This window comes from Corynebacterium diphtheriae, from assembly GCF_001457455.1.
In the GTDB taxonomy this organism is placed as follows: Bacteria; Actinomycetota; Actinomycetes; order Mycobacteriales; family Mycobacteriaceae; genus Corynebacterium; species Corynebacterium diphtheriae.
In genome coordinates this window covers 1,156,670-1,168,734 of sequence record NZ_LN831026.1, presented here as the reverse complement: position 1 = coordinate 1,168,734, position 12,065 = coordinate 1,156,670, and the positions used below count along the sequence as shown (strand labels likewise).

The 12,065-nt window shown below is 47.5% G+C and carries 11 protein-coding genes and 1 rRNA gene; all 12 read right to left on the bottom strand.

Annotated elements, in window-relative coordinates; genetic code table 11:
• Nucleotides 1-21: 21 nt before the first annotated feature.
• The 12 genes from AT687_RS05740 to rrf all read right to left on the bottom strand — a co-directional run bounded on the left by AT687_RS05740 (nucleotide 22) and on the right by rrf (nucleotide 11,988).
• Nucleotides 22-840, bottom strand: coding sequence for a segregation and condensation protein A (locus tag AT687_RS05740; protein WP_003851367.1), 819 nt, complete (start codon nucleotides 838-840; stop codon nucleotides 22-24).
• Between the two features lie 42 nt (nucleotides 841-882).
• Complete coding sequence (locus AT687_RS05735) at nucleotides 883-1,752, bottom strand: ParA family protein (RefSeq protein WP_014301869.1); 870 nt, start codon at nucleotides 1,750-1,752, stop codon at nucleotides 883-885.
• A gap of 191 nt (nucleotides 1,753-1,943) precedes the next feature.
• Entirely contained in the window at nucleotides 1,944-2,879 is a 936-nt protein-coding gene (xerD, locus tag AT687_RS05730; RefSeq protein ID WP_014316714.1) for a site-specific tyrosine recombinase XerD, read from the bottom strand.
• Between the two features lie 2 nt (nucleotides 2,880-2,881).
• On the bottom strand, nucleotides 2,882-3,520 hold the full coding sequence (locus tag AT687_RS05725) for an NUDIX domain-containing protein (protein WP_016829734.1): 639 nt from the start codon (nucleotides 3,518-3,520) through the stop codon (nucleotides 2,882-2,884).
• 21 nt (nucleotides 3,521-3,541) lie between these two features.
• Complete coding sequence (locus AT687_RS05720) at nucleotides 3,542-4,492, bottom strand: copper transporter (protein ID WP_014306854.1); 951 nt, start codon at nucleotides 4,490-4,492, stop codon at nucleotides 3,542-3,544.
• 24 nt (nucleotides 4,493-4,516) lie between these two features.
• The gene (steA, locus tag AT687_RS05715; RefSeq protein WP_010934869.1) at nucleotides 4,517-5,710 is read right to left on the bottom strand and encodes a putative cytokinetic ring protein SteA; all 1,194 of its coding nucleotides are present in this window, start codon (nucleotides 5,708-5,710) and stop codon (nucleotides 4,517-4,519) included.
• A 110-nt stretch (nucleotides 5,711-5,820) separates the two neighbouring features.
• Nucleotides 5,821-7,560 carry a DNA repair protein RecN gene (recN, locus tag AT687_RS05710; protein WP_003851361.1) on the bottom strand — a complete coding sequence of 580 codons (1,740 nt, stop codon included), beginning with the start codon at nucleotides 7,558-7,560 and terminating at the stop codon, nucleotides 5,821-5,823.
• A gap of 131 nt (nucleotides 7,561-7,691) precedes the next feature.
• A complete protein-coding gene (locus AT687_RS05705; RefSeq protein WP_014303377.1) occupies nucleotides 7,692-8,630 on the bottom strand; it encodes an NAD kinase in 939 nt (312 codons plus the stop codon).
• A complete protein-coding gene (locus tag AT687_RS05700; RefSeq protein WP_014303376.1) occupies nucleotides 8,630-9,451 on the bottom strand; it encodes a TlyA family RNA methyltransferase in 822 nt (273 codons plus the stop codon). The genes AT687_RS05705 and AT687_RS05700 overlap by 1 nt, the downstream gene beginning before the upstream one ends.
• Nucleotides 9,452-9,660: 209 nt before the next feature.
• Entirely contained in the window at nucleotides 9,661-10,656 is a 996-nt protein-coding gene (locus AT687_RS05695) for an HAD hydrolase-like protein (protein WP_014316711.1), read from the bottom strand.
• Between the two features lie 37 nt (nucleotides 10,657-10,693).
• Nucleotides 10,694-11,770: a tetratricopeptide repeat protein gene (locus AT687_RS05690; protein WP_014319057.1), complete on the bottom strand. Its 1,077-nt coding sequence runs from the start codon at nucleotides 11,768-11,770 to the stop codon at nucleotides 10,694-10,696.
• A 101-nt stretch (nucleotides 11,771-11,871) separates the two neighbouring features.
• Nucleotides 11,872-11,988 (bottom strand): 5S ribosomal RNA (gene rrf, locus AT687_RS05685).
• Nucleotides 11,989-12,065 lie beyond the last annotated feature (77 nt).

Genomic DNA, 12,065 nt, shown 5'->3' with positions numbered 1-12,065 from the left:
ATATGTAACCTCACTCCGGATCTATGCCCAGTTACTTGCTGCGACTATTGCGGGATCCACATGAATTCCTGTCCACGACACCCGCAAAGCGCCTAATGATTCCTCTTGTTCTAAAGAAACCGCTCGGGCCTTATACAACTCGAGTAGAGCAAGGAAGCGCCCAACAACTTCTAATGAAACTCTGCAACCAGTAATCAGATCCGGAAAATCCATCCAGACGCCCTCGCCACACTCAACGAGCAGATCCAAAACCTTGCCAGCTTGTTCTGGAACAGACACTTCAACACCATGCACATGACTTGTGCCAACTGTATCCGGAGGTTTTGGCCTAAAAACACTTGCAGCCAATTCAGCGAAAGACTTAGGTGTATGACTAATTTTAACCGGAGGAAGTAATGAAGAAAATTGTTCTTCCATGCCTACTGCCCGCGGATAACGTCGCTGCGCAGCCAATTGCCAGCGGGCAAACTGATCTGCAACCTGTTTATATGCTTTGTACTGGAGCAACCTAGCAAACAAAAGATCGCGCGACTCTAAAAGCTCCAGATCAGACAGATCATCCACTTCACCCCGTGGAAGCAGTCGAGCAGCTTTGAGGTCCAATAACGTGGCTGCTACAACAAGAAACTCCGTGACTTCATCCAGCTCAGCAAATTCCCCTAACGCACGCGTGTACGCTACAAAATCATCTGTAACTTTATGCAAAGCTACATCAGTTACGTCTAGTTTTTTCGCGCTAATCAGCTGAAGCAAGAGGTCAAACGGACCTTCGAAATTATTCAGGACGATACGAAAACCCGTTATCTCAGGTTGATTATCCGGAACAGCAGTTCTCGCCATAAATCCTCAAATTTTCAAACCTTTTATGCCTAAGCGTATGAGCTAGGCGGTACGCTCGATTACTTCGCGTGCAAGCTGCCGATATTGCTGAGCACCTTGAGAACTCGGAGCCCACGTAGTAATGGGTTCACCGGCAACAGAAGTTTCTGGGAAGCGAACTGTCCGGGTGATCACAGTATCAAAAACTCTATCTTCAAATACTTCAATCACTCGAGACATAACTTCCCGAGCATGGGTTGTCCGCCGATCGAACATCGTTACCAAGATTCCAACAATCTCAAGATCAAAATTGAGCCTATCTCGTACCTTTTCGACAGTATCTGTCAGCAATGCCAATCCGCGCAACGAGAAATACTCACATTCCATGGGGATAATGACTCCATGAGAACAAGTCAACGCATTGACGGTAAGAAGACCCAATGACGGCTGACAGTCTAAAATAATAAAGTCATAATCCCGCATCACCGGCCTTAGCGCCCGCGCTAGAGTTTGCTCGCGTCCAACCTCGTTTACAAGCTGGATCTCAGCCGCCGAAAGATCAATATTTGCAGGTACCAAATCCAATCCATCAACCGAAGTGTGATGGATTGCTTGGTGAATCGAGGTATGCCGATCGACTAAGAGATTGTAAACGGTGATTTCGAGCTCTTCGTGGGGAATATTCAAACCAGCAGACAATGCGCCTTGTGGATCAAGGTCAACGAGAAGTACTTTCCTCCCCGCCTCTGCCAAGCAAGCTCCAAGGTTAATAGTCGAAGTAGTCTTTCCGACTCCACCTTTTTGGTTACACATCGAAATAATCTTCGCAGGACCATGTTTATACAATGGTTCAGGTTCAGGGAATTCCCGCAACGGACGCCCTGTGAGGCCGACCTTCTGATCGGGTGTATCAAACAATCCCGATTCGCCCATGTCTATCCCTCTTCCTTGATTTTCACCCTGAAAATTATTTATATTTCCCATACCGTTAGATCGAATTGAGCCTAACAGCACACCAACAAACTATAAATTACACGCTTCGGATTCATTCCGTGTCTTTGAAGCAATTTTACGAAGAAAAAATTCACAAATCTAGTTTGCTGACTTTACAAAATCCAACCATGTTAGTGAGCACGCGGATGTGAACGAGACCAGACAAATCGTAGATTATCGGCAGTTACATGGGTGTATATCTGTGTAGTTGTGACCGACGAATGCCCTAACAATTCTTGTACTACTCGAACATCAGCCCCACCTTCTAAAAGATGAGTGGCAAAACTATGGCGCAAAGTATGTGGAGAAATATCTTTTTCAATTCCTGCGCGTTGAGCTGAGTTTTTGAGAATTTGCCAAGCGCTTTGTCTAGATAATTGTCCGCCACGTTTATTAAGGAAAAGTGCGTGCGATTTCCCTTTTGACATTGCCGGTCTGCTTCTCACGACATATCGCTCGAGCGCTGACAAACACTGATCACCAACAGGCACAATACGCTGTTTGTTGCCCTTTCCAGTTATTCGGACAATGCCTTCATTTTCGACAATTGCAGCCACGTCGTCCACCACTAAACCTACTGCTTCCGAAATGCGGGCTCCAGTAGCATAGAGGAACTCCAGTAGAGCGCAATCCCTAAGATTTTCTGGCGAAGCCGCATCATCTATGGGTATAGCTTCTATTAGACGATTCACTTCCTCGACTGAGAGGGTATCAGGCAGGTGACGCCCCATTGCAGGTGGAGAGACATCAGCAGATACATCGTTCTCCACTAAGTTTTCTAACAATGCAAAACGATGTAGACCACGAGCAACAATCAAAGCTCGCGCAGCAGATGAGGCAGCTAGAGGTTTTTTTCCAGTATCACTATCCCCCTTACGCAACTCTTGAACATATCTTTCAATATCTTGTGCGGAGATATTCTCAATATCTGTGATTCCCTGTACTTGCAGCCACCGTGTATACCGTTCAAGATCACGACGATAATTAGACAATGTGTTATCGCTAACTCCTTTTTCCACTGCTAAGTGAGTTAGCCATTGACGAGCAACATTACTTATTGAGCCCATAATTATCGACGAGGTACTGCTAAATCTTGATGTCGTTGTGCCAATGAAGTAGGTCTAATTTCGAATTCGGTGGCTCGACTCGGTAAAGATGCTCCATGCTCGATATGCTCACGTGCAGCAAAAATACCTGCGATCGCAATGGAATTCACGATCTTTCCACGCATGATCATTTCAATAGCATCTTCGAGTGTGACCCATTGTGTCGTAATGTCAGCTTCTTCATCTGACGCCTCAGGCCGAGGCACAGCATGTACTCGATCAGCTAGGAAGATTCGAACTGCTTCGTCACAAAAACCGGGACTAGTAACTAAATCAATTATGCAAGACCAATGATGAGATGCGAGTCCTGCTTCTTCTTTTAATTCTCGTTGAGCAGCCTGCAACTCAGATTCAGCTGGGATATCAAGTAACCCAGCTGGAAGCTCCCACATGCGCCTACCTACACTATGCCTATATTGTTTTATCAGTAGAATTCGCCCAGGTTCATCGCGAGCTACTATGGCTACTGCGCCATAATGCTCGACGATTTCTCGATAGCTCTCGTTTCCTTTCGGCATAAGCACCTTGTCCCGCCGCACCGCAATAATTGGAGCATCCAAAAGCAACGTACTATCTGTCACGACAAACGAATGAGGAGTCATAATCTCAACGATAGCTGCAATCTACTCAGGATTTTTAATTCCTGGAGATGTAGCGTCGACATTCCCCGCTGCGCCATAAGCACCAGATTTACCGTCGAGTTGTTCCTTAAGCGCTAAGATTGCAACAATTTGTGCCCAATTCTGGTCAATTGAATCAATGGTAGAAACAGCTTGTTTATCTTGTGCCGAGGTCCGAATTGTTCCCAAAAGACCAGCGTCACTTGCAGTATGAATTCGACCTGCAACAAGCAGACCAGATCCTTTGGATTTCAAAGCGGTGGCAAATGAGGCTTGATTTTTAATAGAAAAAGCTGCTTTTGATCCGTCAGAATCTCCTGAAAGTAAAACTATCGCATGAGCCGGTTTTACGCTCGCCTCATCAAAATCGATATAGCCGCTTTCTCGCAGTGCACCTAGCACAATCCCACGATCTTCTTTATTTGCTTGCTCAGAACCATCATCTTTGTTCAACAAGAGTGCACTGCCCAACGCATCTCCGGCATGAGTACCAGAATCCATTTTCTCAGTAGAAAGCTGAGCACCAGCTGGAAGCGTAGTAGCAATAATATTTTTTAAGCCATCAGCGCCTTCTTGAGTGAAAAATTTCTCACCCAATTTAATGGTTCCAGCATTTTCCGCTCCTGCACTTTTTAACGCTTCAGACAAGGCATCCGCATCGCTATCAAGCGAATCTGAGGTGCGGAACACTAATACCTTCTTTTCTTTCAGGAGATCAGTAGTAATTCCCCTCCCAAGTGCCGACACTACACTATCGGCACTTTTAGCTTGCGCCTTTGCAATCTGGGCAGACTCAAGAGCATCGTCACGTTCACGTTCCAAAGTGGAAGTTGTTTGATTTGGGCCACCAGCAACATTTGGAGCCAACACGTACATCCCAGCCCCGATGCCTAATGCAAGGCCGAAGGAAAGACCTGCAATAGCAGTTGCAGTGCGTCCAGATTTTCTAGCCATATTTTTGTTCTTCCTTCGAGGGTTTTATTTAAACCAACTTTGCACTGTCAAAGCAAAGTTATTCCATGTGTCAATGAGATTCTGGCTAAAAGAACCATCGCCAGACGTTCCCGCAATAGCGATAATGACCGCAGCTGCCACCAAAATTCCCAAAATTGCCCATAACCAAGCAAGACCCGTTGAAGAACGTACTGTATAAAGATCGGTAATAGCTGTGGCGTCTATCAATCGTGACCCCAGTTTCGAGCGTGTCAACAACGTAGCAGGTGATGCGGTCTCTGAATCGGCGAAGATCAAATCCAAGTCGAATGGAGAACCAGCGTTTACCACTAGCTCTGCACCGTGATAATCAGCTAACAAAAGGGCCAAGTTGGTCGATGAATCTACAGAGGACGGAAAAGTTACTGCGCCAACACCTAGGTCTTGGATTCGTTCCAATCCCAAGGCATGACCATCTGGATCCGCGGGAAGAACTACCTGGGCGCCGCTACGTAATGCATCAGATCCAATTACTGATGGATCACCAACGATAAAATTGGGTTTATATCCCAATTCCACCAATGTATCAGCTGCAGCATCGACACCAATCAAAACCGGCTCGTACTCTCGGATAAAATTACGAAGCCCTTTTACTTGTGTACGGTGTCCTGTCCCTGGGCTGACCACCAATACTTTGCGCCCACGAAGCATCCCACCACGATCAGGTACACCAAGTCCATCAATGAGCAACGGGGCCTCAGCATGAATAAACTGGATGGTATTTCCAAAATAGGCTTCCATTCGATCAATTAATGACCCTTGTGCCTCTACGAAAATAACTTCAGCTTGCTCTGCAGTGATTACGGTTCCAGAAGCGATGAGTTTTTCGCCATAGAAAATCTGGCCGTCTTCCGTTAACCGCGCTTTCTTTCCGTCTTTTAGAATCGTCCACACATCGTGTCCAACAGCATCAATTAGCATGATGCCTGCATCGATTAACATTTGTGGGCCAAAGTTAGGAATCGCCCCTGTAGAGAATTGTCCACTATTGACTACTGCAAGGGGCTTGGCATCGATCAACTGCTGTGCAATGGATCGAGTTATGTCGGGTGCGTCAACGACTGCGATCTCTCCGCTTTTCAGCCTTTTTAGACCTCGATTAAGCGATGAACAATCGCGCGTCACTGCATGAATACCGGGAAGATCCGCAGAACGGTTGAACAGACTCATGGTGAGCATTGTGCCTTCCATTATTGAATTGTGTACAGAGGCGCGCGGAAGGAAAAGCCTTAATCCTCATAAAATTTCGACATCCACAGTATTTGTACAATGCTTATTGAAATCTACCGCTAAACGCGAAACGCACGGTTTTCCGCTTGAGCCTTCTCAAAAAGCTCTTTGGCGTGTGCCCGCCCAGTATCAGTGTCCTCAAGTCCCGCGAGCATACGAGCGAGATCCTCAACTCGACGTTGTTCCGACAATTTTTCTACACCCGATGTCACTGTTGATTCACCAACGTCTTTCGCGACATGTAAATGGGTATCTGCATAGGCAGCCACTTGTGGCAAATGCGTAACAACAATGACTTGGTTATTTTGGGCAAGACGAGCTAATCGACGCCCGATTTCTACTGCAGCGCGCCCACCAACTCCTGCATCCACCTCGTCGAACACAAGCGTATTTCCATGTTGCCCTGCCGAAAGAATAACTTCCAAAGCAAGCATGACACGAGACAGCTCGCCTCCTGATGCCGACGAAGCCAATGGCCGAGGATCAGTAGCTTTATTTGGTGCTAAGCAAAACTCAACTTCATCGAACCCAGAAGGTTGTGGTTCCGTTGGATGTACAACCACTGAAAACATGGCCTTAGGCATAGCCAATCCGTGCAGCTCTTTCGTGACTGCATTACTAAGTTCCTGCGCAGCTTCGATACGAGCTGCGCGCAAAGCCATACCGGCATCATTCATTTTTCGCTCTGCCAGAGCTGTTTCCTTTTTGAGCTGATCAAGAGCTTCAGGTGAAACATCAATCGATTCCAGTTTTTGCTCAGCTTTAAGCTTCCATTTGATAACGCCATCGATGTCAGAAGCATACTTGCGTGTTAACTGTTTGAGTGCCTGCTGCCGTTGAAGCAATTCGTCTAACATTTTAGGATCCGCTGGTAATTCATCTAGAAAACCACCTAATTGAGCAGAAACTTCCATCAAGATTGATGTAACAGCTTCTAGCTGTTGCGAAACACCTTGTAATGTGGGATCACTACTTACCCTGACACTTGATAGTGCTTGACCAATAAGATCCGAAGCTGCATTGGAGTCACTAGAGTCACACGTAGCATATCCTTCAACCCCTGCAGCACCATCAATTACAGAAAGCGCTCCTACAGCCTGCGCCCGAAGATCATCTACGTCTTGTAGTCGTGTGATTTGAACAAGAAGATCCGCTTCTTCACCTGGTTGCGGATCGACCTCACTAATCTCTCGAATAGCAAACTCTAGGCGATCGACTTCTTGTGCAAGTTCCCGTTTCGATGCTTGACGTTCCTGGAGGTCCTTCGAGAGATTTTTCCACGCTCTATACGCTTCGGAATAAACTGTCATTAAAGCACTAATCTTTTGGGAAAAACGATCGAGTGCATCTCGCTGGCGATCGCTATTAAGTAACCGAAGCTGGTCATTTTGACCATGAATTGTGAGAACTTCTTTCGAAAACTCCACTAAGTTCGCCGCAGGAACGGAGCGACCTCCAAGGTGCGCACGAGAGCGCCCTTGTGCACTCACTGTGCGGGAAACTATAACCTCACCATTTTCATCTAGCGCACCTCCTGCTGCGGATACCACCGCACGTGCCATTTCGGCCGATTCGGGGGCAACAGAGTCCAGTAAAAATCGCCCTTCTACAACAGCTTGGCTACTGCCACTTCGAACACGTTGAGCTTCGGCACGGCCACCTGCCAGCAGTCTCAATCCTGTAACGACCATCGTTTTACCGGCGCCTGTTTCGCCGGTCAAAACGGTAAGACCCTCACTCAGCTCAAGTGACGCACTCGGAATAACCCCAAGGTTGTGAATGGTGATATCGGAAAGCATAGAGCTATAGTACATCAAAATCATCCAATTAAGGAACAGGTGTTCTATTGTGTTCGAATATCAAATTTTTCTGCCATAGCATTTTCACCAATCGCCCACTAAATACTGGCGAAAGTTACGCTTAATGGGGATTAATCTGTGGAATCATGATTCTTAGGTCCCCTCCACCCTTCTACGGGCAACCGCAATTTCGTGACAAGTCTGTCCGTGAACGGGATGTCATCCAACCGTACCCACTTAATCGACCGAGAACCGCGCTTGACTTCTACTCGTGCACCTGGTGGGACGGAAATCGAACGGAATCCATCCATGACAGCAGTAGCAGGAAATGCGCTAGGATGCGATTCCACTGCCACAGATGACCGAGGACTTACTACTAGTGGCTTGGTGAATAGTGCATGTGCGTTGTTCGGTACGACCAAAATGGCGTCTAGTTCAGGCCACAACACGGGACCACCTGCGGAAAAAGCATAAGCGGTCGAACCCGTAGGTGTTGAAACTATGATGCCGTCACACCCAAATGAACTTACAGGCCGACTATCAATTTCTAATGTTGCATCCAAAACACCACTTCGGTTGCTATTTTCGATACTAATTTCATTCAAAGCCCACCCTCGACCAATTGCAGTACCATCTGAATCGTAAACGCTGACATCGAGAGTCATACGTTCTTCAATTCTGAAACTTCCTTTTGTAACTCTACGGACAGCTTCGTCTAAGGAATCCTTCTCCCATTCAGCCAAAAAACCGACATGTCCTAGGTTGATACCTAACACTGGTAGATCAGCACCATGGGCGAGATCAGCTGCACGCAGAAATGTACCGTCGCCGCCTAATACCAGTACTAGATCAACACTTTGAGTCGCTTGAGGAGAATGAGAAACCCGTTCAAATTGTCCCAAAACTGGATGCGTTGCAACCGTTGTGTCTTCGGCCGGAACGAGAACACGAACTCCGACGCCTGAATCGTCGAGAAGCTCGGCAGCTAGCGCAGCTGAAGCAACATTTTGAGGTCTTCCGGTATGCGGAACTAGTAAAACTCTGCGATCTTCAAGGCAATCGATAGTCATTACTGCGGACCTTTCTGGACTGCTTCCGCGACTTTTTCATGAATCTCTTGTAACCCCTTAGCAGACCTACCTGAATCCTTTTTTAGCCAGAGGAAATATTCAACATTTCCTGATGGACCAGGTAATGGTGATGCGACTACATCGACAAAACTCAGTCCAAGTTGCTGAGCAAATAATGCGATATCTTCGGTGACCTCTGCCCGAAGCTTGGGGTCACGGACCACTCCGCCGTGTCCTAGTCGTTCTTTACCTACCTCAAACTGGGGTTTAACCATGGGTAAAAGGTCCGCACCATCACTCATGCAGGCTGTGATAGCTGGCAAAGTGAGCTTCAGAGAGATAAACGAAAGATCACCCACCATTAAATCGCAGGGGCCATCTGTTATTTCCAAGCTCAGATTTCGAATATTGGTGCGGTCCAAAACCTTAACACGAGCATCATTTCGTAATCGCCAAATGAGCTGACCATACCCAACATCGACTGCTACGACCTCAGAAGCAGATTCCCGCAGTAGAACATCTGAGAAACCACCAGTTGATGCACCAGCATCAAGCGCACGACGTCCAGAAACATTCAAGCCTTTAGATTTAAACTCTGCGAGTGCACCCAATAATTTATGAGCGCCACGAGATGCCCAATCATCCAAACCAGCATCTTCTACACGAATTGATGCCTCTGGGGTCACTTGGGTGGCTGGCTTCTTGGCAACGAAACCCTGTACGTGGACCCGGCCATCTTTAATCATCTCTACTGCTTGCTCGCGAGAGCGTGCGATTTTACGACGAACAAGCTCGGCATCGAGGCGCCTTCTAGGTTGCATCTGTTATAGCTCTTTCCGATAACGATGTGTGCCATCCCTTTTTTAGGAAAGCGCATCATGTAATAGTGAATGAGCCCGCGTTAATAGCTGGACTTCATCGTGGAGATTGTTGGGATTTTGCGCCAATAATTCGCTTATTTCTGACGCAATTTGAGAAGGGCTAAGAGGATCATGAGGCTTAGGAATCTCCATTTAACTCAAACCACCTATTAACGCCATTCAGACATACACCGAATAGCATGTTCACTGACCGGTTTAACAGTGCCACCAAATTCAGCACTTTGCCACGCTACAGACAACACTGATCTCAACGCTTCCGTAGAAGTCGAAGCCGTCAAACCACCGTCAAGAACAATTTCGGTTCCTTGAAGATAAGCGTTAAAATCCCCCTGCATTTGAGGCATTAACACACTTCTATCAGAGCTAAGAGCACGTAAATCCTCAGCTATAAGAGTCGGGCGTTCCGATTCAATAGCATGAATGAGCGCCCAATGCTGGGATACGCCAGTAAGAAGATGCAGGGTATCAAACCCCGCAGCAACGCCACCAGCAATATCGGTATTTAAACGATCACCGACAGCTAACGGGTGCTCTGAAGCCAGTTTTTCAGCGGCAACATGGAACATAGCAGCACCCGGTTTGCCCGCTGAAACAGGTTGAACTCCTGTTGCGCTCACAACCGCCGCCACCATCGACCCGTTACCAACGCAAAGCCCTCGCTCACTCGGAAGAGTTGTATCTAAATTTGACGCGTAATATTTAGCGCCACATCTAATAGCCAGAGCAGCCTCGCTCAATTCAGTCCAACTAGTGGCGGGATTATGACCATGGAAGACGGCAACAGGCTCCATATCAGCAGAGTTCACTACCATATAACCTGCTTCTGCAGCCAGAGATTTAAACGAATCTGTGCCTAACACCAAGACGTTGCTACCAACAGGTACCTCTTTGAGAGCTAGATCGATCGCTGCTTGGGCTGAGGTAAGAACCTGTTCAGGTTGAGTAAAAATACCCATACCAGACAACAAAGAGGCAACTACTTCTGGGCCACGCGAGGCATTGTTGGTCACATACATGAGCGGAAGATTTGCTTGATTAATTGAGTCAACGGCAAAAGGTAACGCCCTGCCGCCTTCCCAGACAGTACCGTCTAGGTCAAACAACAGGGCATCATACTCATCCAAAACAGTCATGCGTAACAGCATAGTGGACGAAAGATATCAGAGCTCAATCAAGCACAAATTAATGAGCGAGAGACTCCAAGCGATCAACTACATCGGTAGTCTCGTCAATGTCTTGCACTTTGCAAATGGTGAACCAACGATGAGCATCCTCTTTTCTTCCCGATTGCAACAAAGCATCAGCATAGGCGTAAGAAAGTCGGGCTGCTTCGAGTCCAGAAGCATTTTCTTTTGGATTCATGCTCTCCAAAGTGGCTACCGCAGACTCAGGTTGTCCCAAATCAAGACGTGCACCAGCTACTACAATCGCAAGCTCAATACGGGTCTCATGATCCAAATGCTTAGTATCTTCATTGCGAGCAAGCTCAATAACTTTTTCTGGACGTCCTAAACCGCGTTCGCAGTCAGCCATAACTGCGATGAGTCCTGGGCCACCACTCATACGACGCGCGGCGCGAAGCTCAGACAAAGCCTCTTTCCATTCACCTGCGTGATATGCAGCAATACCACAGGTCTCACGAGCGATTGCGACCCTTCCTGCACGATCTTTAGCTGCACGAGCGTGCTTCAAAGCTAATTCTGGATCTTCAGACATCCAAACTGCGGCCATGATCATATGCTTCGCGACTGCGTCAGCGTTATCTTTAGCCAGTACCTTTAGATCTTGAAGAACCATCGGGTCCAGATCACGCACATCAATATCAGCGGGCAATGCAGGCTCATTCAGGCGCTTAGTAATGCGTTCTTCGCGATATCCAGAACGCATAGGCCCGTTGAAATGCTTATCCCGATCAGAACCGCCACGCTGGCTATGTTGGCGCTTTTGGCCCTTAGACTCGAAGCGATTGCTACGGTCAGAACGGTAATCCTTCCGGTCACCACGCTTCCACTCGCCACCATCGCGGTCGTGTCGACGTTGCGAATTCGCCGAATCTCCTCTATAGCTGCGACGGTCACCATCCTGTTTTTCCCATCGCTTACCGTAGCCTTGACCACGACGAGACTCAGAGGTTTGGTTACCAAAGCGACGAGGTTTTCCACCTTCTGAACGCTTTTTACCGTAGCTACCACCACGTGGTCGCCCTTCGTTGGAACGGCGAGGTCCGTCGTGTGAGCTACGTGATGAGGAATCAGCCATAGAGAAAATCCTTTGAAATTACGTAATATACAATAAAGCGTGTACAGAAAAGAAAATATTCTCTCCTGCACACGCCTTACCATATCATTTTTTAAGTTTTAGGTTGGCAGCGACCTACTCTCCCACACCCTCCCAGGTGCAGTACCATCAGCGCAATCGGGCTTAGCTTCCGGGTTCGGAAAGGGACCGGGCGTACCCCCGACACAATAACCACCAACACACACAACCAACCACCCACGGTGACAAGGTGTGCCATGCCAGACACTGCACAGCAGACGCAAGCAACACTCATTAT

Coding starts and splice junctions, on each gene's coding strand:
- steA (WP_010934869.1), bottom strand. CDS start 5,710: ATGCTCACCATGAGTCTGTTCAACCGTTCTGCGGATCTTCCCGGTATT.
- AT687_RS05690 (WP_014319057.1), bottom strand. CDS start 11,770: ATGGCTGATTCCTCATCACGTAGCTCACACGACGGACCTCGCCGTTCC.
- xerD (WP_014316714.1), bottom strand. CDS start 2,879: ATGGGCTCAATAAGTAATGTTGCTCGTCAATGGCTAACTCACTTAGCA.
- AT687_RS05705 (WP_014303377.1), bottom strand. CDS start 8,630: ATGACTATCGATTGCCTTGAAGATCGCAGAGTTTTACTAGTTCCGCAT.
- AT687_RS05695 (WP_014316711.1), bottom strand. CDS start 10,656: ATGCTGTTACGCATGACTGTTTTGGATGAGTATGATGCCCTGTTGTTT.
- AT687_RS05725 (WP_016829734.1), bottom strand. CDS start 3,520: ATGACTCCTCATTCGTTTGTCGTGACAGATAGTACGTTGCTTTTGGAT.
- AT687_RS05740 (WP_003851367.1), bottom strand. CDS start 840: ATGGCGAGAACTGCTGTTCCGGATAATCAACCTGAGATAACGGGTTTT.
- recN (WP_003851361.1), bottom strand. CDS start 7,560: ATGCTTTCCGATATCACCATTCACAACCTTGGGGTTATTCCGAGTGCG.
- AT687_RS05720 (WP_014306854.1), bottom strand. CDS start 4,492: ATGGCTAGAAAATCTGGACGCACTGCAACTGCTATTGCAGGTCTTTCC.
- AT687_RS05735 (WP_014301869.1), bottom strand. CDS start 1,752: ATGGGCGAATCGGGATTGTTTGATACACCCGATCAGAAGGTCGGCCTC.
- AT687_RS05700 (WP_014303376.1), bottom strand. CDS start 9,451: ATGCAACCTAGAAGGCGCCTCGATGCCGAGCTTGTTCGTCGTAAAATC.